The sequence below is a fragment of the Streptomyces sp. NPDC058741 genome, assembly GCF_042746715.1.
In the GTDB taxonomy this organism is placed as follows: domain Bacteria; phylum Actinomycetota; class Actinomycetes; order Streptomycetales; family Streptomycetaceae; genus Streptomyces.
Genome location: NZ_JBHYQH010000043.1, coordinates 29,062 through 49,546 on the forward strand (window position 1 = coordinate 29,062; position 20,485 = coordinate 49,546).

A 20,485-nucleotide genomic window follows, 5' to 3' on the forward strand; every position below is an offset into this window, starting at 1 on the left:
ACACGACAGCGATCGGGACACCAGGGGGGCGCATGACGACGGTCGTCTTCGTCCATGGCACCGGGGTCCGCGAGCCGGGCTTCACCGCGCTGCTGGAGCGGGTGACGGCCGGACTCGCCGCACAGCGCGACGGACTTCGGGTGCTGCCCTATGAATGGGGCGCGGCCCACGGCGCCGTGCTCGCGGCCGGCGGAGCGAGCCTGCCACGCCGGTCCGGTACCACACGCGGGCCGTACGAGGGCCCGGCACGGTCGGACGAGAGCGACGAGACGACCTCGGCGTGGGCTCTCCTCTACGACGACCCGTACGCCGAGTTGGCCTCGGCGGCAGCCGGATCCGGACCGGTGGCCGAACGGCCGCCGGGCTCGGTCCCGCCGCAGCAGTCCATACGGGCGCTGCTCACGGCACTCGCCGGCCGAGGCGACTTCCCGGCAGGCGAGTTGGGCACCGGACTGCCCCGGGCCTGCACCGACCTGGCCGCCCACCCCCTGCTCGGCCCCGCGGCCGACGCGCTGGACCCGGCGGCCCTCGCCGTCGTCGCGGCCCGCTCCCTGACGGCACGCCTCATCGCCGACGCACTCGACACCGATTCCCCGCTCGTCCCCGTCGGCGAGACCCGGGACGCCGTCACCGACCGCATCGCCGAGGCGCTCGGCGCACCGCCACGGGGCGCCGAGCGGGGGCTGCGCTCCTCCCTGCTGCGGGTCGGCGGAGCCGTGGTGTCGCGCGCCGTCGAGCGCCGCCGGCGTGCCCTCACCGAGGCCACCCACCCCGCCGCCGGCGACGTCCTGCGCTACCTGAGCCGGGGCGCATCCTTCCGGAACGGCCTGCGCACCCTCGTCGCCGGCCTGGAGCCGCCCGTCGCCCTGGTCGGCCACAGCCTCGGCGGCATCATCGCCCTCGACACGCTCGTCACCGCCCCGCTGCCGCAGGTCGGCCTCCTGGTGACGGTGGGGTCCCAGGGGCCCTTCCTCTACGAGTCGGGCTCCCTGCCCAGCCTCGAACATCCAGCACCCCTGCCACCGCACGTCCCCGCCTGGCTCAACCTGTACGATCCGCGCGACCTGCTCGGCTACCTCGGCGCGGAGCTCTTCCCGGGCCGCGTCACCGACGTTCCGGTCGACGGCGGCCAGCCGTTCCCCGCCGCGCACAGCGCCTACTGGACGAACCCGGCCGTGTACCGCCACATCGCGGACCGTCTGACGTGACCGGCCCGACGCCGTCCGTCGATCCCGCCCGGGTGCACGCCCTGATCGTCGGGATCGAGACGTACGAGGCCGGCGACGCCTGGCGGCTGCCCGGACCGGCCCGGGACGCCGTCCGGTTCTGGCGGCTGCTGCGGGAGGCCGGGGTGCCGAGGTCCCGACTGCGTCTGCACCTGGCACCCCGGCCGTCGTACGACCCGGAACTGCCGTACGAGCGCGCGGACCGGGCGACCCTGCGCCGGGTCCTCGTCCGCGAACTCTCCCCGGCCGAGGGTGACGTGCTGTGGGTGTGGTGGGGCGGCCACGGCGTGCTGGACCGGGCCGGGCGGCTGAGGCTGTTCTGCTCGGACGCGGGGCTCGCCGACAAGGTGGGCATCGACCTCGACTCCGCGCTCGCCCGGTACGCCGGTGACGCGGTGCCGGGACTGCGGGAGCAGATGTGGATCGTCGACGCCTGCGAGACCTTCGAGGAGGACCTCGCCTTCCGGGAGGCGCTGCCCCCCGACGCCCTGCCCGTGGGGCGGCCCACCCACGTGCACCGGCAGACCGTGCTGCGGGCCGCCGGCCGGGGCAGGGCGGCGGCCAACGACCCGGTCCGTGCCACCGGTCTGTTCTCCGACGTCCTGCTGGGTCTGCTGGCCGACCGGGCGGCCGTGCTGCCCGCGCCACCCGATCCGGAGGAACTGTTTCCGGCCGTTCGAACACGCATCGCGGCCCTCAGGGAAGAGGGCCGTACTCTGCAGCATCCCGAGATCCGGCTTCAGGGTCCCGACCGGACCGAGATCCTGCCCCCGGCCGCGCCGCACGCCGTGCCGCGCCCTCTCACGGCGATGCAGCGCGCAGTGGAGGCCCTCCTCGCCTACCCCCTGATGAACGACCCGGAGGAACGGCAGACGGTCGTCGCCGCGCTGAACCCCCGTGTCACAGCCGTACTCCGCCGGCACAGCAGGGCGCGTACCGACGTCGTCAACATCCTCGGAGGCCTGGCCCGCAGGGGTCCCGAGGCGCTGTGGGAACTGTTCGACGCCGTGGTGGCCGTCGACGACGACCCGGACATGAAGGAGGAACTCGCCGCTGCAATGGCGGAGTTGGCGACCACATCGGGACATCGGCGTGATCCACGATGATCAGTGGCGTGATCGTACGGTTTTCGCCCCGAGGGGTATTGGCCATGATGGAAAGACACGGGGCATCGCGTGCCACCGTGCGAGAAGGGGGAGCATCTTGGACCAGCCGCCCGCTCTGCACCGTGCCGGAGCCGCCGGGCCCGAACCGGTCGTCGTCACCGCGCGGACCGATGTCTGGGAATCCGATCTGGCGGATCTCGCGGCGCTGCCTCTGAGCGCCGTGGACGGGCTTCCCGCCCTGCCCCCCGGCACGCGCCTGCTGACCGAAGTACTGCGCGCCCGCAGCAGCATGAGGAGCGGTGAGGGCTCGGGGGCCCGAGCCGACTAGCCGCCGGCCGTCCCGACGGCAGAGGCCCGGTGCGACACCCGCAACCGCACCGGGGTCCACGCATGTCCCGAGCGACCGGAGGCCCGCGACGATGACCAGCGAGCAGCACCTCGCCCCTTTCCGCATGCCGGACCGGCTCTTCGCGGAGCTGGCCGCCGGAGGCGGATCCGCAGCGGCCGTCGCCTTCCTCGAACGGGCCGAGCGCGCACGGCGGTTGCTGCTCCTGCGCACCCTCCTCGACCACCTCCGCGCACTGCCCACCCCGCTCACCCCGGTCGCCGAGGCCTGGCGGGTGCTCAAGGAGGCGGCCGACAAGGCGCCCGAACCGGTCGAGCGCCTGCTGCTGGCCCCGGCGACCGGCGGCTGGATCTGCCACATGCTGCGCCGGGTGCACGGCACGGCGACCGGACCCCCGTTGTGGGTGGAGGCCGGCCACCTGAGCGCCCTGGCCCTGTCGGCCTCCTTGCACGCGGGCACGACGGCGGCGTTCGACGTTCCCCTCGGCGACGGGCGGTTGCCGCTGCCCGGTCTGGGCATGGTCCGACTGCCCGGCGCGAGGACGGGTCCGGCCGTCGGGCGGGCCACGACGGCCGGGGGAGCGCTGGAGGTGACCGGGCCGGACCGCACCAGCGGCTCGGTACGGGTGACCTGCCGTCCGCTCGCGCGGCGTGCCGGGGACGAGGGGGAGACCTGGCTGCCGTTGCGGACCCTCACCACCACCGGCCACGACGGCACGGCCGTCTCCGTCGCACTCGACGACCTCGACCCCTACCGCGATCTGGACGGCCACCTGCCGCCCGCCCGGCTCGACGCCGAGGAGGCCGGGGAGTGGCAGCGGTTGTTCGGCGAGGCCGCGCGGACCCTCGCCCGTCCGGGCGTTCCCGGCCCCGGGCGGGCCGACCCCGCCATGATCCGGGCCGTCGTGCCGTTCGGGCGCACCGCCGCCGCCCCGCCCCCGCCGCCCTTCGTGCAGGTGTCCGCCTCCAGCGGGGACTCCTTCGGCGGCATGCTCATCGTCCGCCCGGCCTCCGCGCTCGCCCTCGCCGAGACCCTGGTGCACGAGCTCCAGCACAGCAAACTGGCCGCCCTCCTCCACCTGTTCCCGCTGCTGGAGGACGACGGCACCGAGCGCTACTACGCCCCCTGGCGCACCGACCCCCGCCACCTCACCGGCCTGCTGCACGGCGCGTACGCCTTCACCGGCGTCGCGGGCTTCTGGCGGGACCGGCTGGCCGGTGCGGCGGCGGTCGAGGAGGCCGAGCGGGCCGCCTACTTCTTCGCCCTGCGGCGTCTGCAGAGCCGGCTGGCCGTACGCACGCTGCGCACCAGCGGCCGGCTGACCGTGCAGGGCCGTGCCCTGGTCAGCGGTCTCGCCCGCACCCTCGACGGCTGGCTGCGCGAGCCGGTGCCGTACGCCGCCCTCACCCGCGCCCGCACCGCCGCCGCCCTGCACCGCACCGAATGGCGGTTGCGCAACGTCGACCCCGCGCTGGAGACCCCACCGGACGGCCCCCGCTTCCGCCCCGACCGCACCTCCTGGCCCGATGTGCGCACCCATGCCTTCGCCGTGCGGCCCGTCGCCCCGCGCACCGCCGACGAGCATCTCGCCGCCGGGGACGCGGCCGCCGCGCTCGCCGGATACGCCGGCCGGCTCGCGTCCGACCCGGCCGAGCCGCACGCCCTGTCCGGCTGGATCGTCGCCCGGGCCCTGCTGGAGCCGGGGCGGGCCGCGCGCCGGATGCTCGCGCGGCCGGAGCTGCTGCAGCCGCTGCCCAGCGGGTGACCGCCCGCGGGTGACCGCCCGCGGGGGCGCTGCCCGCGAGGGAACCCGAACAAGAGCGGTCGCAAACGCGCGAGGGGCGAGTCAAGTCGCCCTTCGGCGGTCAGGATGGAGGCATGGCATACCACGTCCACTCCGAGGCCGGGCGGCTGCGCCGCGTCATCCTGCACCGGCCCGACCTCGAGCTCAAGAGGCTCACCCCCAGCAACAAGACCTCGCTGCTCTTCGACGACGTGCTGTGGGTGCGCAGGGCCCGCGCCGAGCACGACGGGTTCGCCGACGTGCTGCGCGACCGGGGCGTCACCGTCCACCTCTTCGGTGACCTGCTGGCCGAGACGCTGGAGGTCCCGGCGGCCAGGGCCCTCGTCCTGGACCGGGTCTTCGACGAGAAGGAGTACGGCCCCCTGGCCACCGACCACCTCAGATCCGCCTTCGAGAACCTGCCCGGGCGGGAGCTGGCCGAGGTGCTGGTCGGCGGCATGACCAAGCGCGAGTTCCTCGACGTGCACCCCGAGCCGGCCTCCGTGCGCTTCCACGTCATGGAGCTGGACGACTTCCTGCTGGGCCCGCTGCCCAACCACCTCTTCACCCGCGACACCTCCGCCTGGATCTACGACGGCGTGTCCATCAACGCCATGCGCTGGCCCGCCCGGCAGCGCGAGACCGTGCACTTCGAGGCGATCTACCGGCACCACCCGCTGTTCCGCGACGAGGACTTCCACGCCTGGTCCGAGGGGCAGGCCGACTACCCGTCCACCATCGAGGGCGGGGACGTCCTCGTCATCGGCAACGGGGCCGTGCTCATCGGCATGAGCGAGCGCACCACCCCGCAGGCCGTGGAGATGCTCGCGCACAAGCTGTTCGCCGCCGGGTCCGCGGAGACGATCGTGGCTCTCGACATGCCGAAGCGGCGTGCCTTCATGCACCTGGACACCGTGATGACGATGGTCGACGGCGACACCTTCACCCAGTACGCGGGCCTCGGCATGCTCCGCTCCTACACCATCGAGCCGGGCGTCGGCGAGAAGGAGCTGAAGGTCACCGACCATCCGCCGGAGCACATGCACCGGGCCATCGCCGCCGCGCTGGGCCTGCACGGGATCCGTGTGCTGACCGCCACCCAGGACGTGCACGCGGCCGAGCGCGAGCAGTGGGACGACGGCTGCAACGTCCTGGCGGTCGAACCGGGCGTCGTGGTCGCCTACGAGCGGAACGCCACCACCAACACCCATCTGCGCAAGCAGGGCATCGAGGTCATAGAGATCCCGGGCAGCGAGCTGGGCCGGGGCCGGGGCGGGCCGCGCTGCATGAGCTGCCCGGTCGAACGCGACCCCGTGTGAGCCCGCCGGGCCGCGCTCCGCCCCTCCCGACTGTATAGACATGCTGAGTTTCGTATAGTATTCCAGAAGTCTGTGTCCCCGTATCCCTGGAGCGCCCCATGGCGACTGTCCCGACCGCCCTCGCCGGCCGCCACTTCCTCAAGGAACTGGACTTCACCGAGGAGGAGTTCCGCGGCCTGGTCGAGCTGGCCGCGGAGCTGAAGGCCGCCAAGCGGGCCGGGACCGAGACCCGTTACCTGCAGGGCCGCAACATCGCGCTGATCTTCGAGAAGGCCTCCACCCGCACCCGCTGCGCGTTCGAGGTCGCGGCCGCCGACCAGGGCGCCTCGACCACCTACCTCGACCCCTCCGGCTCCCAGATCGGGCACAAGGAGTCGGTCCGGGACACCGCGCGGGTGCTGGGCCGGATGTACGACGCGATCGAGTACCGGGGCGACAGCCAGCGGAAGGTGGAGGAGCTGGCCGCGTACGCCGGGGTCCCCGTCTACAACGGGCTCACCGACGACTGGCACCCCACCCAGATGCTCGCCGACGTGCTGACCATGACCGAGCACTGCGCCAAGCCGCTGACGGAGACCGCCTTCGCCTACCTCGGCGACGCCCGCTTCAACATGGGCAACTCCTACCTGGTGACCGGCGCCCTGCTCGGCATGGACGTCCGGCTCGTCGCCCCGAAGGAGTACTGGCCTGCCGAGGCGGTCGTCGACCGGGCCCGCGCGCTCGCCGGGACCAGCGGCGCCCGCGTCACGCTCACCGAGACCGTGGACGAGGGGGTCCGCGGCGCCGACTTCGTCGCCACCGACGTGTGGGTCTCGATGGGGGAGCCCAAGGAGGTCTGGGCCGAGCGCATCACCGCCCTCACCCCGTACGCCGTGACCATGGACGTCCTGCGCGCCACCGGCAACCCGGACGTGAAGTTCCTGCACTGCCTGCCCGCCTTCCACGACCTCGGCACCGAGGTCGGCCGGGAGATCCACGCGGCCCACGGCCTGGAGTACCTGGAGGTCTCCGACGAGGTCTTCGAGTCGGCCCACTCGGCCGTCTTCGACGAGGCGGAGAACCGGATGCACACCATCAAGGCGATCATGGTGGCGACCCTCGCCTGAACAGGCCTTGTGCTGACCGGCGGCCCGAAACCACCCGTACTCCGCGGCCGCCCGCGCGACCCACCCGTCGCACGTCCGCACCATCAGAGACGAGCACCACCCGCATGCCCCGCCACAAGTCGCCCGACCGCCTGGTGGCCGGGTCCGGCGCCGACCCGTCTTCCGGGACGGCAACCTCACCCCGTTCTCACCGAGCGGCCTCGCCGGCATCGGCGCGCGCACCGCCGCCGCCTTCTTCTCGTGCATCGGCTTCGACGCGATCACCACGGCCGGCGAGGAGGCGGGGAACCCGCGCCGGGACATCCCCGTCGCCATCCTCGTCTGCATCGGCCGGGTCACGCTGCTCTACTGCGCGGTCGCGCTCGCCGCGACCGGGGCCATCGGCGGGGACGCGGCCGGCGGCCGCCCGGCGGCCCTCTCCTACGTGGTCGACCAGGTCACGGGCTCCGCGGCCGGCGGTGCCGTGATCGCCTTCGGCGCGGTCGTCGCCATCGCCTCCGTGGTGCTCGCGGTCATGTGCGGCCAGACCCGGATCCTGATGTCGATGTCCCGTGACGGGCTGATCCCGCGGGTCTTCGAGAACGTCTCGCCGAAGACCTCCACCCCGGTCGCCGGCACGCTGATCGCGGCGGTGGTCTTCGCGCTCCCCGTGGCCTTCGCGCCACTGGACGCGGTCGTCGACCTGTGCGCCATCGGCACGCTCGCCGTCATGGCCGTCGTCACCATCGCCGTGATCGCGCCGCGCCGCCGCGAGCCGGGCCTGGCCCGCACCTTCGGGGGGCCGCTCTCCCCCGTCACCCCGCTGCTCGGCGTCGGCTTCTGCCTGTACCTGATGTACGAGACGGGCCGGACGGCCTGGATCCAGTGCGCGGTGTTCCTGGCGGCGGGCGTCGCCCTGTACCTGCTCCACGAGCGCCGCAACTCCCGGCTGGCCTCCCTCACGCCGACGGACGCCGCTGAGCCGGCACGGCAGCCAGCCTGAACCACACCGCCTTGCCGGAATCGGTGGGCCGGTGCCCGCACGAGGAGCTCAGGGCGCGGATCAGCAGCAGTCCGCGCCCGTGCTCCTGCCAGGGGTCGGGCGGCCCGCCGGCCGGGCGGGTGAGGTCGCCGGGCGGGGCCGGGTCGGCGTCGTGCACCTCGACCTTGCAGCCCGACGGCAACAGCTCCACCACCAGCTCTACCGGCGTCGCGCCGGAGGTGTGCTCCACGGCGTTGGCCACCAGCTCCGCCGTGAGCAGCTCCGCGGTGTCGCGGTCCGCCCCGTGGTCCAGCTCGGTCAGCGCCGTACGGACCAGGGCGCGGGCCACGGGCACCGCCGCGGTGGTGTGCGGCAGCGCGATGCGCCAGGAGGCGGGGGCTGAGGGGAGTTCGTACAAGGCGGGTCCGTTCATGCAGCAGGACATCCTGCTTTCAACCTGATGAAGGCTACGGCGCCGCTTCTCGCGGGCGTCCGAGGGGCACCGTCGGGGGGCGCCGTCGGGGGCGCCGTCGGGGGGCGCCTTCGCCCCCTGGCGGACGGCTTACCCAGGTGAACGCCGTGCCGCCCACTCCCGCTCCCACCGTTACGTCCGTGTGGACGATCTGTGACGCATGTGACCGGCCCGGGTCGAGGAGCCCGCACCGGATTCCCACCCGGACGGTCTATCGCGCACTCATGACGACAGTCACGGATGAGTGATAACTTCGTGGGGTAGAGCTCAGTGAGGCAGTGCCCGCCCGAGGAGGCCGCACGTCATGAGTCCCTTCACCGGCTCCGCCGTCCGCACCCCGAGGTGGGAGCATCTGCGCCTCGACCTCGCCGACGGCGTCGCGACCGTCACCCTGGCCCGCCCCGAGAAGCTCAACGCGCTCACCTTCGGCGCCTACGCCGACCTGCGCGACCTGCTCGCGGAGCTGTCCCGGGAGCGGTCGGCGCGGGCCCTGGTGCTCGCCGGCGGGGGCCGCGGCTTCTGCTCCGGCGGCGATGTCGACGAGATCATCGGCGCCACGCTCGCCATGGACACCGCCCGGCTCCTCGACTTCAACCGGATGACCGGCCAGGTGGTCCGCGCGATCCGCGAGTGCCCGTTCCCCGTGATCGCCGCACTGCACGGCGTGGCCGCGGGCGCCGGGGCGGTACTGGCGCTGGCCGCCGACTTCCGCGTCGCCGACCCCACCACCCGCTTCGCCTTCCTCTTCACCCGCGTCGGCCTGTCCGGCGGTGACATGGGCGCCGCCTACCTGCTGCCCCGGGTCGTCGGCCTGGGCCACGCCACCCGCCTGCTGATGCTGGGCGACCCGGTCCGCGCCGCCGAGGCCGAGCGCATCGGCCTGATCAGCGAACTGACCGAGGAGGGCCGGGCCGACGAGAGGGCCCGGCACCTGGCCCGGCGCCTGGCGGAGGGCCCGGCCCTCGCCCACGCCCAGACGAAGGCCCTCCTCACGGCCGAACTGGACATGCCCCTGGCGGCCTCGGTGGAGCTGGACGCCTCGACCCAGGCCCTGCTGATGACCGGGGAGGACTACGCGGAGTTCCACGCGGCGTTCACGGAGAAGCGCCCCCCGAAATGGAGCGGACGATAGTGGACGCCCCCGTAGGGGCGCGGGCCCCCGCCGATCCGCGGCTCCGCCGCGAGGCACGACCGGCCGCGACGCACCCGCGGCCGCACCACGACACCGGCCACCCCCTCCGCGTGGCCGTCATCGGCGCAGGCCCCGGCGGCCTCTACGCCGCCGCCCTCCTCAAGCGCCTCGACCCCGCCCGCGACGTCACCGTCTGGGAACGCAACGCCCCCGACGACACCTTCGGCTTCGGCGTGGTCCTCTCCGACGAGACCCTCGGCGGCATCGAGCACGCCGACCCGGAGGTCTACGAGGCCCTGCGCCGCGACTTCGTCCGCTGGGACGACGTCGACGTCGTCCACCGCGGCGTCCGCCACACCTCCGGCGGCCACGGGTTCGCCGCGCTCGGCCGCCGGCGCCTGCTGGAGATCCTGCACGCCCGCTGCCGCGACCTGGGCGTGCGCCTGCGGTTCCGCACCGAGGCCCCGCAGGACCTCGCGCGGACCCACGACCTGGTCGTCGCGGCCGACGGCGTGCACAGCGTCACCCGCACGGCCCACGCGGACGTCTTCCGCCCCCGGATCACCGGGCACCGCTGCCGCTACATCTGGCTCGCCGCCGACCTCCCCTTCGACTCCTTCCGCTTCGAGATCGCCGAGACCGAGCACGGCGTCATGCAGCTGCACGGCTATCCCTACGCGCCGGACGCCTCCACGGTGATCATCGAGATGCGCGAGGAGGTCTGGCGCGCGGCCGGTTTCGACGAACTCGGCGAGACCGGGTCCGTCGAACGCTGCGCCAAGATCTTCGCCGAGGCCCTCCGCGGCCGTCCCCTGATCTCCAACAACTCGGCCTGGACGACGTTCCGCACGGTCGTCAACGAGCGCTGGTCCCACGGCAACGTCGTCCTGCTCGGCGACGCCGCCCACACCGCCCACTTCTCCATCGGCTCCGGCACCAAGCTCGCCGTCGAGGACGCCCTCGCCCTCGCCGCCTGCCTGCGGGAACAGGTCTCCCTGCCGGACGCCCTGGCCGCGTACGAGACGGAGCGCCGTCCCGTCGTCGCCTCCACCCAGCGCGCGGCCCGGGCCAGCCTGGAGTGGTTCGAGAACCTCGCCCTGTACCTGGACCAGCCGCCCCGCCAGTTCGCCTTCAACCTGCTCACCCGCAGCCGCCGCGTCACCCACGACAACCTGCGGCTGCGGGACGCCCGCTTCACGGAGGCGGTGGAGCGCGAGTTCGGCTGCCCGCCCGGCACGCCCCCCATGTTCACCCCGTTCCGGCTGCGCGGACTGACCCTGCGCAACCGCGTCGTCGTCTCACCCATGGACATGTACTCGGCCGTCGACGGCGTCCCCGGCGACTTCCACCTCGTCCACCTGGGCGCGCGGGCGCTGGGCGGGGCGGGGCTGGTCATGACCGAGATGGTCTGCGTCAGCGAGCAGGGCCGCATCACGCCCGGCTGCGCGGGCCTCTACACCGGCCGCCAGACCGAGGCCTGGAAGCGGATCACGGACTTCGTGCACGCCCGGGCACCCGGCACCGCGCTCGGCGTCCAGCTCGGCCACAGCGGCCGCAAGGGCTCCACCAAAGTGATGTGGGACGGCATGGACGAGCCGCTCCCGGAGGGCAACTGGCCCCTGGTGGCCCCCTCCGCGCTCCCGTACAAGGAATCCGGCCAGATCCCGCGCGCACTGTCGCGCGCCCAGCTCACCGACGTCCGGGAGCAGTTCACGGCAGCCGCCTGCCGCGCCGCCCGCGCCGGCTTCGACCTGCTGGAACTGCACTGCGCCCACGGCTATCTGCTCTCCGGCTTCCTCTCCCCGCTGACCAACCGGCGCACCGACGCCTACGGCGGCTCCCTGGAGAAGCGGCTGCGCTTCCCGCTGGAGGTCTTCGACGCCGTACGCGGCGTGTGGCCGGGGGAGCGGCCCATGACGGTCCGGATCTCCGCCACCGACTGGGCGGAGGGCGGCACCACGGCCGAGGACGCCGTCGAGATCGCCCGCGCCTTCGCCGCGCACGGCGCCGACGCGATCGACGTCTCGACGGGCCAGGTGGTGGCCGAGGAGCAGCCGGAGTTCGGGCGGTCGTACCAGACGCCCTTCGCCGACCGCATCCGCCACACCGTCGGCGTCCCCGTCATCGCGGTCGGCGCGATCTCCTCCTGGGACGACGTCAACTCCCTGATCCTGGCGGGCCGTACCGACCTGTGCGCCCTGGCACGCCCCCACCTCTACGACCCCCACTGGACCCTGCACGCGGCGGCCGAGCAGGGCTACACGGGCCCGGGCGCGGTCTGGCCGGCCCCCTACCGCGCCGGCAGCCGCCGCCCCCGCACGGGCCGCACCGACGCACCGAAACCGCGGCTCAGTCTGTGACGTCGTGCCGTCCGCCGCCGTCCTGGTCCCCGGCCCGCGTGAACCCCGTCTCCTTCGCGGTGATGATCCGGGCGCCCATGTTGAGCTCCATCATCTCCAGCGCGGCCGAGGCCAGGTGTGGATGGACGGAGGCGACGGCGTCCCTGGGCACCGTGACGTCCAGGTGCCGGATGTGCGGGTCGAGCGCGGAGCAGAGGATGCACTGCTCGGTGACCTGACCGGTCAGCACCACGTGGCCGACCCCCAGGCTCCACAGGAGGTAGGCGAGCGGGGTCTCGTGGAAGACGGAGTGGCGGGCCTTCATCACCAACAGCGACTCGTCGTCCGGCCGGATCGGCTCGATCAGGTCGGCGCGCGGCCGGGCCGGCGCGGCGTCGACCTGCTCACCGTGGTGCGAGCGTCACCGTCCGAAGTTGTCGTTGGCGTAGATCACCGGGACGTCCGCCTCGCGGGCGCGGGCGATCAGCTCCGCGATTGAGAGGCACGACCCGCTCGACGGACGGCGCGAGCAGCTCGGCGTCCGCGTGGTCGTACGCGTTGATCATGTCGACCACGATCAGAGCCGACTGCCGGGAACCTGACTGTCGTTCCGTGCTCGGCGCTCGTTCTCTCCGTGCCTCCGCGTCTGCCGGGGAGTGGAAGGCCTGGGGTGGGGGGTCCGGGAACGCGGTGACGGGTACCCGCGGGGCCGCAGGGTCCAGCGGGGAGGGGCGGTGGGGCGCCGCTCGGGCCGCGTCACAGTCCCACGAATCCGGCCCCCGCGTCCCGCAGCCGCTCGTGCAGCTCGCGGAACACCGCGGAGGAGCGGACGCCGGGCCAGTCCCGCGGAAGGAGCTCCGGGGGGAGGCCGGGGTCGACGTAGGGCAGGTGGCGCCAGGAGTCGAGGGCGAGGAGGTAGTCGCGGTAGGCCTCCTCGGGCGGGGTGTCCTCCCGCTTGCGCCAGTCGTCCAGGACCCGCTCGTGGCGGTCGAGGAACGCCTCGTGCTCCTTGGCGATGGCGGCCAGGTCCCACCAGCGGGCGACGGCCTCCGCGGTCGGGGCGAAGCCGAGGTGGTCACCGCGGAAGAGGTCGACGTACCCGTCGAGCCGCAGCCGCCGCAGGGTGTGCCGGGTCTCCTCGTAGAGGCGCGCGGGCGCGATCCACACGCCGGGCGCCGCCGTACCGAACCCCAGGCCCGCCAGGCGGGAGCGCAGTACGTGCCGCTTCTGGCGCTCCGACTCCGGCACCGAGAACACCGCCAGCACCCAGCCCTCGTCCCCGGGCGGCGCCGAGGTGTAGACGCGCCGGTCGCCGTCGTCGAGCAACTGGCGCGCGTCCGGCGACAGTCCGTACCCGGCCGCACCCTGGGCGGTGCGGGCCGGCACGAGCAGTCCGCGTCTCTTGAGCCGCGACACCGAGGAGCGGACGGACGGGGCGTCCACGCCGACCGCGGCCAGCAGCCGGATCAGTTCGGCGACGGGCAGGGGGCCCGGCACGAAGCGCCCGTACGCGCCGTAGAGCGTGACGATGAGAGACCGTGGTGCATGCTGGTCGGACACGTTGATCATCTTAGGTCGTTCGGATCATCCCCGGTCGCCTTCGGGGTCCTCCGCCCCGGCCTCGCCGCCCGCGCGCAGCCTGAACCGCTGGAGCTTGCCGGTGGCCGTGCGCGGCAGCGCGTCCAGGAAGACGACCTCGCGGGGGCACTTGTACGGGGCCAGCTCGGCCTTCACGAAGGCGCGCAGCTCCTCCGCGTGCCGCCGCGCGCCCTCCCTCAGGACGGCGTAGGCCACCGCCACCTGCCCGCGCGCCTCGTCGGGCCGTCCCACCACCGCCGCCTCCACCACGTCCGGGTGCCGCAGCAGCGCGTCCTCCACCTCCGGTCCGGCGATGTTGTACCCGGCGGAGATGATCAGGTCGTCGGCGCGGGCGACGTACCGGAAGTACCCGTCGGGCTCGCGTACGTAGGTGTCGCCGGTGACGTTCCACCCGCCGCGCACGTAGTCCCGCTGCCGCGGGTCGGCGAGGTAGCGGCAGCCCACCGGCCCGCGCACGGCCAGCAGACCGGGCGTGCCGTCGGGCACGGCCGCGCCGTCCGCGTCCTGCACGCGCGCCTCCCAGCCCGGCACCGGCACCCCCGTCGTCCCGGGGCGGATCCGCTCGTCGGCCGCGGAGATGAAGATGTGCAGCAGCTCGGTGGCGCCGATGCCGTTGATGACGCGCAGGCCCGTGCGTTCCCGCCAGGCCCGCCAGATGGCCGCCGGCAGGTTCTCGCCGGCCGAGACACAGCGGCGCAGGGACGACACGTCGTGGCCGTCGAGGTCGTCGAGCATGGCGCGGTAGGCGGTGGGGGCCGTGAACAGGACGGACACCCGGTGTCGCGCGATCGCGGGCAGCAGCTGCCGGGGTCCGGCCTGCTCCAGCAGCAGCGCGCTCGCCCCGGCCCGCAGCGGGAACACCACAAGACCGCCGAGCCCGAAGGTGAAGCCGAGCGGGGGACTGCCGGCGAAGACGTCGTCGGCGCGGGGCCGCAGCACGTGCCGGGAGAAGGTGTCGGCGATCGCCAGGACGTCCCGGTGGAAGTGCATGCAGCCCTTGGGGCGGCCGGTGGTGCCGGAGGTGAAGGCGATCAGCGCCACGTCGTCGGCCGCTGTCCCGACCGCCTCGTACGGCGTGTCCGGCGCCGGTCTGCGGAGCAGGTCGTCCGGCGCGTCACCCCCGTAGGCCGTGATCCGCAGGCCGGGGACCTCGGCCTTGGCCAGGTCGTCCACGGCCCGGATGTCGCACAGGGCGTGCCGCGCCCGGGCGATCTCGCACAGGGTGCCCAGCTCGTGCGGGCGCTGCTGGGCGAGCACCGTCACCGCCACGGCCCCCGCCTTCAGCACGGCCAGCCAGCATGCCGCGAGCCAGGGAGTGGTGGGGCCGCGCAGCAGCACGCGGTTGCCGGGCACGACGCCCAGGGCGTCGGTGAGCACGTGCGCGACGCGGTCGACGCGGGCGCGCAGATCGGCGTACGTCCACGGCTCACCGGTGGGGGTGAGGAAGGCGGGGCGGTCGCCCGGCGGGCCGCCGAGCAGTTCGGCGGCGCAGTTGAGCCGCTCGGGGTAGCGCAGCTCCGGCAGTTCGAAGCGGAGGTCGGGCCATTGGTCCGGGGGTGGCAGATGGTCCCGGGCGAAGGTGTCGACGTGGGCCGTGCCCCGTGGGTTCATACGGTTCGCCCCCTTGGCGTGGTGGGCTCGCCCCTGGAGCGTATCGTGCTGGTGACGACAGTCAACGGTACGCGATAGCCTCGGACGGCACGGCCGGAACGCAGGGTGGCGGAGAAGGGAACGGCGATGACCGCATTCTCACTCGAACCGGCACAACTCGCCTGGTGCGCCGACCTGCGCGCCCTGGCCGCGGACCGGTTCCGCCCCCTGGCCGACCGGGGTGAACCCGGGCGGGTGAACCGGCCCCTGGTCGCCGAGCTCGGCCGGACGGGCCTGCTGGGACGCCTGTTCACCTCGGGCGCGCTCGACCTGTGCCTGATGCGCGAGTCCCTGGCCTACGGCTGCACGGAGGCGGAGACCGCCCTCGCCCTCCAGGGCCTCGGCGCCCACCCGGTCCACGCCCACGGCACCCGGGCACAGCGCGCCCGCTGGCTGCCCCCCGTCTCCGAGGGCACCGCGATCGCGGCGTTCGCGCTCAGCGAGCCCGGGGCGGGATCCGACGCGGCGGCCTTGGGGCTGAGGGCCGAGCGGCACGCGGCCGACGGGACGACGGCATCGGCCGTGCCGGCGAGGGAAACCGATGGCTCGGCCCGTCCGCCCCACCCGGTATCCGCCCCGGACCCCACCGACCTGGCCGCCACCCCCGACGGCCCCGCCCGCTGGCGCCTCACCGGGGAGAAGTGCTGGATCTCCAACGCCCCCGACGCCGACGTCTACACCGTCTTCGCCCGGACCACGCCCGGCGCCGGGGCCCGGGGCGTCACCGCGTTCCTCGTGCCGGCCGACCGGCCCGGGCTCACCGGCACCCGCCTCGACATGCTCTCCCCGCACCCCGTCGGGGCCCTGGACTTCGACGCCGTACCGGTGACGGCCGACGACGTGCTCGGCGATGTCGACCGGGGCTTCCGGGTCGCGATGGGCACGCTCAACCTGTTCCGCCCCAGCGTCGGCGCCTTCGCGGTCGGCATGGCACGGGCCGCTCTGGACGCGACCCTCTCCCACACCGCCGCCCGGGACGCCTTCGGCGGGAAGCTCAAGGACCTCCAGACCGTCTCCCACCAGGTCGCCGAGATGGCCCTGCGCACGGAGGCGGCCCGCCTGATGGTCCACGCGGCGGCGACGGCGTACGACGAGAAGGCCCCGGACGTGCCCCGGCGCTCCGCCATGGCGAAACTCCTCGCCACCGAGACCGCGCAGTACGTCGTCGACACGGCCGTCCAGCTGCACGGCGCCCGGGCGCTGCGGCGCGGTCATCTGCTCGAACACCTCTACCGCGAGGTGCGCGCCCCCCGTATCTACGAGGGCGCCAGCGAGGTGCAACGCGGCATCATCGCCAAGGAGTTGTACGCGGACCTGGAGGACGAGTGAGCACCGAGCGCGTCAACCCGCCCGGCCTGGCCCCGCCGGCCGGCTTCTCCCACGCCGTCCTCGCCTCCGGCTCCCGGGTGGTGTTCCTGGCGGGGCAGACCGCCCTGGACGCCGACGGCAAGGTGGTCGGGGGGACCCTGCCGGAGCAGTTCGGGAGGGCCCTCACCAACCTGCTGGCCGCCCTCACGGCCGCCGGCGGCACGCCGTCCGACCTCGCCCGCGTCACCGTCTACGCCACGGACGTCGCCGCGTACCGCGCGCACGCCCCGGAACTGGGCGGGCTGTGGCGGAGCCTGGCGGGCCGCGACTACCCCGCCATGGCGGTCGTCGAGGTCGTCCGGCTGTGGGACGAGGAGGCCATGGTGGAACTCGACGGCTTCGCCGTGCTGCCGTAGGGGCTGTCGTCACACTCCCGTCTGCCCCGCGACGCCTGGCACTTCCCCACGCTCTTCGAGCAGGGGGGTCCCCCACTTCCGCCGCACCGGGCGAAAGCCCGAGTACGCCCGGTACGAGGACGTCCGCCCGGCACCCCGAGAGCACGCACCGGACGCCGCGGGGCCGCCCTCCGGGCGACGACGGGAGTGTGACGACAGCCCCTGGGCCCGGGCTCAGGCCGCGACGGCCAGCCGCTCCGCCGTCGCCCGGCGGGGCTCCACCACGCGGCCGTCCGGCAGCAGTTCGCCGGTGTCGTCGAAGACGATCACCCCGTCGCAGCGCAGGCTCCAGCCCTGCTCGGGGTGGGCGGCGACGACGTGCGCGCCGGGGGAGTCGTTCGCGGGGCACTGGGGCTCGTGGGCACACATGGCGCACCTCCACGTCGGTAGGTCATCCGCAGGGCTCGTATGACTCCTACGGACAGACGATGCTCCCGTCCCGAACGCACCGGAACGGGCCGTCGTGAAGCGTGACACGCCCCGGACCTTCCCGGGACCCTTCCACGACGGCCGGGGCGGACTCGCCACCGAAGGAGTGAGGGTCACGGGCGGCGACCCGCGGGGCCGGTACGAGTGGAAGACGGTCATTCCACTCCCTTCGTGAGGTTCCCCCCATGCGTGTTCGTCCCCTCCTCGGCGCGGCGGCCGGTGCCGCGCTGCTTCTGCTCACCGGCGCGCACACCGCGCCCGCCACCGCGGACACGGGCGCGCCCACCGTCCTTCCGGCCGAGGCCGTGACGGTCGACGCCGTGGGCCGCCTCGCCGCCGACGGCACCGTCACCCTGTCCGGCACCTACCGCTGCACCGGCTCCAGCGGGCCGGTCTTCGTCAGCTCCTCGGTGAGCCAGGGCGCCTCCAGCGCCCGCCACGGCATCGGCGGCACCCGGGCCGTGTGCGACGGCGCCGAGCACCGCTGGGCGAACACGGGCCGTACCGCGGCCGGAGCGCTCGTGGCCGGTGCCGCGCACGTCGATGCCACCCTGATGGAACTGCGCACCTTCAGCGGCCTGCCGCTGCCCCGCTTCCACGCCACCTCGGGACAGGCGGTCACCCTGGTCCAGGGCTGACCGGCACGCGGAACGGACCGGCGGGCGCCCCTGCTCGACGGGGCGCCCGCCGGTCCCGTCGTTCCTGCGCGTCGCCGTCGCCGGCGCCGGCGCCCAGCGGTCCGTCCGGGGTAGGGGAGGGCCTCAGTGGTCGTCCCAGTGGCCCTCGTGGGCGGCGTGGCGGTGACCGTCGTGCACGTAGTCGGTGTGGTCGCCGTGCCGTACGGCCAGATGGCCGCAGCCCTCGCCGTGCTCGTGGTCGTGGTCGCGGTGCACCGTGTGGCCGCCGTTCGCGCACTCGTCGGCGTGGTCGCCGTGCATCCGGTGGATGTGGCCGTCATGGGCGTAGTCGGTGTGGTCGCCGTGGCTGAACGCCAGGTGACCGCAGTCGTCGCCGTGGGCGTGCGCGTGGCCGTCGTGGGGGATGTGCTCGTCGGTGGTCATGGGGGTGCTCCTCGCGCGGCATGGACCTGGGGCGGACTGTGCGTCCATGGTCCGGCGACCGGCTGTGGCCCACCACTCGGCAGCGCGCGGACGGGTGCCCTCCGGGACGCTGGGGACGGACGGGAGTGTGCCGCCGGCCCTCAGCGCACCGCCACGACCACGCAGCTTTCGCCGTACTGCCAGACCGGGCCGGCCTGGGCGAAGCCCGCCTTCCGCAGCAGGTCCAGATGGGCGGAGAGGGGCAGTTCGGCCGGGCCGCCGGTGCAGGGAGGGGCCGCCCGGCGGCGGCGCTCGGCGAGGAGGTCGGCCAGTTCGGGGTCCTGGGCGACGGCGGCCCACCAGGAGTCCCAGTCCTCGTGCGCGCACACCCGCTGCCGGCCGGCGTGGCAGTGGCCGACGTGGGCGGCGATCCCGGCCGGTCCCGTGGCGTCCTGGGGGAGGTGGTCGCCGTTGACGAGGACGCCCCCGGGGCGCAGCAGGCCGGCGAGCTGCCGGTAGGTGCGCAACAGGGCGGCGCGGTCGAAATAGTGCAGGGCCGTGGTGGAGACGGCCGCGTCCAGGGGGCGGCCGAGGTCCAGGGCCCACACCCAGCCGGGGGCGCCGATCTCTGCGTCGACGTAACGGGCCGCGTCAGGATGGTGGGTGCGGCCCAGCTCCAGCAGCAGCGGGTCCCGGTCCACGGCCACGATCTCCGCGTCCGGCAGCCGCCGCACCAGCCGGGCCGCGAGGGAGCCCGGCCCGCAGCCCAGGTCGACGACCAGGGGCGGTGCCGGGCGCCCGGCCGTGACGTGCTCGACGACGTCGGCGATCACCGTGAACCGCTCCTCGCGGTCGACGGCGTACCGCTGCTGCTGGAGCTCCCAGCGCTCCACCCACCGCTCCGCCGTCGCCAGACTCAGCCCCATCGGGTCGTGCCACCTTGCCCTCGCCTCCGACACCTGCCGCTCCGAGCCTACAGGTGGAAACGGTTCTCATTACGCAGAAAGGCGGCGGTCACGAGAGTGAAGCCAGAACGGACAGCAACCGGTCGATCTCGTCGACGGTGTTGTACACGTGCAGACTCACCCGCACCGAACCCGTCTTCTCGCCGGCGTTCCCCTGGCAGTGGTGGTCGGAGCGGACCATGAACCCGTGGCTGAACAGGATGAAACCCAGGTCGCCCGAGTCGACGGCCCGGTGCCGCAGGGTGACGATGCCCCGCCGCCGCTGCACCGCCGAGTCGGCGGCCAGACTGAGCGGGCAGCCGAGGACCTCGTAGGCCTCCAGCCGCCTCAGCCCGTCGGTGAACCGGGTCGCCAGGTCGGCCGTCCACCGCTCGATACGCGCCACACCGGCCGCGTCCAGCCAGTCCAGGGCCGCCTCCAGCGAGGCGATGCCCACGGTGTTCGGGGTGCCGCTCCACCCGCCGGGCGTGAACGCCGGCCCGCGCGCCTGCCGGGCCCAGACCGCCCCCGAGCCGGGCAGCGCCAGTGCCTTGTGCCCGGAGAAGACGACGAAGTCGACGTCCAGCTCCGCGACGGAGACCGGCAGATGGCCGACGCTCTGCGCCGCGTCCAGGCAGATCACCGCGTCCGGGCCGACGGCCTGCCGGATGCGCCGCACGTTCATGTCGCCGCCGTACACGTGGTGCACATGGGTGGTGGCCACGAACCGGGTGCGCGGCCCCGCCCGCCGCGCCAGCGCCCGGTGGTCGTAGTCCCCGGAGCCGCTCTGGTACGGCATCGGCACCACCCGCACCCGCACACCCTGGCGGGCCAGCAACTGCCGGGCCTCCAGCCAGGGCGCGATGTTGGCCTGGTGGTCGGCGTCCGGTACGACGATCTCGTCGCCGTCGCGCAGGAACCCCGGCAGCCAGTCGCGGGCGATGGTGCGCAGCCCCTCGGTCGTGCCGCCGGTGAAGTGGACGGACGAGCCGTCCGGCCCCGGGTCCCCGAGGAACCGGGCGACCCGCTCGCGGGTCCGCTCGACCAGCTCGGTGGTGCGGTTGGCCCAGGTGTAGGTGCCGCGCGCGGCGTTGGCGTTGGACGTCGTCAGGTACCGCTGCACGGCGTCCAGGACGGCCCGCGGCTTCTGCGCGGTGGCCGCGCTGTCCAGGTAGGCCAGCTCCGGGTGCGCGGTGACGATGGGGAACTGGGCGCGCAACGCCGCGTGCCAGGAGCGGAGTTCGTCCAGGGCGGTGGCCGGTGCGGTCAT

General features: G+C 74.2%; 19 protein-coding genes and 1 pseudogene. 12 read left to right on the top strand and 8 right to left on the bottom strand.

The genetic code is table 11. The annotated features are described in order from the left end of the window. The first annotated feature begins 32 nt into the window (after nucleotides 1–32). From ACFW6P_RS26760 to ACFW6P_RS26790, 7 genes are all read left to right on the top strand, one after another. Nucleotides 33–1,208: a hypothetical protein gene (locus ACFW6P_RS26760; protein ID WP_386347555.1), complete on the top strand. Its 1,176-nt coding sequence runs from the start codon at nucleotides 33–35 to the stop codon at nucleotides 1,206–1,208. Next, on the top strand, nucleotides 1,205–2,332 hold the full coding sequence (locus ACFW6P_RS26765; RefSeq protein ID WP_386347558.1) for a caspase family protein: 1,128 nt from the start codon (nucleotides 1,205–1,207) through the stop codon (nucleotides 2,330–2,332). Before ACFW6P_RS26760 ends, ACFW6P_RS26765 begins: the two co-directional genes overlap by 4 nt. 97 nt (nucleotides 2,333–2,429) lie before the next feature. After that, complete coding sequence (locus ACFW6P_RS26770; RefSeq protein WP_386347561.1) at nucleotides 2,430–2,660, top strand: hypothetical protein; 231 nt, start codon at nucleotides 2,430–2,432, stop codon at nucleotides 2,658–2,660. Between the two features lie 91 nt (nucleotides 2,661–2,751). Next, nucleotides 2,752–4,443, top strand: a complete 1,692-nt coding sequence (locus ACFW6P_RS26775) for an HEXXH motif domain-containing protein (RefSeq protein ID WP_386347564.1) — start codon at nucleotides 2,752–2,754, stop codon at nucleotides 4,441–4,443. A 113-nt stretch (nucleotides 4,444–4,556) separates the two neighbouring features. Next, nucleotides 4,557–5,780 (top strand): arginine deiminase, encoded by a 1,224-nt coding sequence (locus ACFW6P_RS26780; protein ID WP_386347567.1) that lies wholly within the window; start codon nucleotides 4,557–4,559, stop codon nucleotides 5,778–5,780. 98 nt (nucleotides 5,781–5,878) lie between these two features. Continuing rightward, complete coding sequence (argF, locus tag ACFW6P_RS26785) at nucleotides 5,879–6,886, top strand: ornithine carbamoyltransferase (protein ID WP_386347569.1); 1,008 nt, start codon at nucleotides 5,879–5,881, stop codon at nucleotides 6,884–6,886. Between the two features lie 82 nt (nucleotides 6,887–6,968). Next, a complete protein-coding gene (locus tag ACFW6P_RS26790) occupies nucleotides 6,969–7,868 on the top strand; it encodes an APC family permease (protein WP_386348085.1) in 900 nt (299 codons plus the stop codon). Here ACFW6P_RS26790 and ACFW6P_RS26795 read toward each other — a convergent pair. After that, complete coding sequence (locus ACFW6P_RS26795) at nucleotides 7,825–8,280, bottom strand: ATP-binding protein (RefSeq protein ID WP_386347572.1); 456 nt, start codon at nucleotides 8,278–8,280, stop codon at nucleotides 7,825–7,827. The genes ACFW6P_RS26790 and ACFW6P_RS26795 overlap by 44 nt on opposite strands. 343 nt (nucleotides 8,281–8,623) lie before the next feature. Here ACFW6P_RS26795 and ACFW6P_RS26800 point away from each other — a divergent pair, with 343 nt between their 5' ends. Further along, complete coding sequence (locus ACFW6P_RS26800) at nucleotides 8,624–9,451, top strand: enoyl-CoA hydratase family protein (protein WP_386347574.1); 828 nt, start codon at nucleotides 8,624–8,626, stop codon at nucleotides 9,449–9,451. After that, a complete protein-coding gene (locus tag ACFW6P_RS26805) occupies nucleotides 9,436–11,811 on the top strand; it encodes a bifunctional salicylyl-CoA 5-hydroxylase/oxidoreductase (protein WP_386347577.1) in 2,376 nt (791 codons plus the stop codon). The genes ACFW6P_RS26800 and ACFW6P_RS26805 overlap by 16 nt, the downstream gene beginning before the upstream one ends. On the opposite strand, the pseudogene ACFW6P_RS26810 reads toward ACFW6P_RS26805, so the two are convergent. The 3 genes and pseudogenes from ACFW6P_RS26810 to ACFW6P_RS26820 form a co-directional block, all read right to left on the bottom strand. Then, a pseudogene (locus ACFW6P_RS26810) lies at nucleotides 11,801–12,356 on the bottom strand (cysteine hydrolase family protein). The gene ACFW6P_RS26805 and the pseudogene ACFW6P_RS26810 overlap by 11 nt on opposite strands. Before the next feature lie 190 nt (nucleotides 12,357–12,546). Then, complete coding sequence (locus tag ACFW6P_RS26815) at nucleotides 12,547–13,359, bottom strand: PaaX family transcriptional regulator C-terminal domain-containing protein (protein ID WP_386347580.1); 813 nt, start codon at nucleotides 13,357–13,359, stop codon at nucleotides 12,547–12,549. Between the two features lie 15 nt (nucleotides 13,360–13,374). Further along, a complete protein-coding gene (locus ACFW6P_RS26820; protein WP_386425059.1) occupies nucleotides 13,375–15,000 on the bottom strand; it encodes an AMP-binding protein in 1,626 nt (541 codons plus the stop codon). Nucleotides 15,001–15,126: 126 nt separating this feature from the next. Here ACFW6P_RS26820 and ACFW6P_RS26825 point away from each other — a divergent pair, with 126 nt between their 5' ends. Then, entirely contained in the window at nucleotides 15,127–16,368 is a 1,242-nt protein-coding gene (locus ACFW6P_RS26825; protein WP_386347586.1) for an acyl-CoA dehydrogenase family protein, read from the top strand. Next, nucleotides 16,365–16,763, top strand: coding sequence for a RidA family protein (locus ACFW6P_RS26830; protein WP_386347589.1), 399 nt, complete (start codon nucleotides 16,365–16,367; stop codon nucleotides 16,761–16,763). The genes ACFW6P_RS26825 and ACFW6P_RS26830 overlap by 4 nt, the downstream gene beginning before the upstream one ends. A gap of 213 nt (nucleotides 16,764–16,976) precedes the next feature. Here ACFW6P_RS26830 and ACFW6P_RS26835 read toward each other — a convergent pair whose 3' ends face one another. Next, nucleotides 16,977–17,171, bottom strand: a complete 195-nt coding sequence (locus tag ACFW6P_RS26835) for a DUF5999 family protein (protein ID WP_386347591.1) — start codon at nucleotides 17,169–17,171, stop codon at nucleotides 16,977–16,979. A 245-nt stretch (nucleotides 17,172–17,416) separates the two neighbouring features. Here ACFW6P_RS26835 and ACFW6P_RS26840 point away from each other — a divergent pair, with 245 nt between their 5' ends. Beyond that, nucleotides 17,417–17,869, top strand: a complete 453-nt coding sequence (locus ACFW6P_RS26840; protein ID WP_386347594.1) for a DUF6299 family protein — start codon at nucleotides 17,417–17,419, stop codon at nucleotides 17,867–17,869. Between the two features lie 123 nt (nucleotides 17,870–17,992). Here the strand turns inward: ACFW6P_RS26840 and ACFW6P_RS26845 are convergent, their stop codons facing one another. From ACFW6P_RS26845 to ACFW6P_RS26855, 3 genes are all read right to left on the bottom strand, one after another. After that, nucleotides 17,993–18,292, bottom strand: a complete 300-nt coding sequence (locus ACFW6P_RS26845) for a hypothetical protein (protein ID WP_386347596.1) — start codon at nucleotides 18,290–18,292, stop codon at nucleotides 17,993–17,995. A gap of 140 nt (nucleotides 18,293–18,432) precedes the next feature. Continuing rightward, nucleotides 18,433–19,197, bottom strand: a complete 765-nt coding sequence (locus tag ACFW6P_RS26850) for a class I SAM-dependent methyltransferase (protein ID WP_386347599.1) — start codon at nucleotides 19,195–19,197, stop codon at nucleotides 18,433–18,435. An 88-nt stretch (nucleotides 19,198–19,285) separates the two neighbouring features. Continuing rightward, nucleotides 19,286–20,485 (bottom strand): aminotransferase class V-fold PLP-dependent enzyme, encoded by a 1,200-nt coding sequence (locus ACFW6P_RS26855; protein ID WP_386347601.1) that lies wholly within the window; start codon nucleotides 20,483–20,485, stop codon nucleotides 19,286–19,288.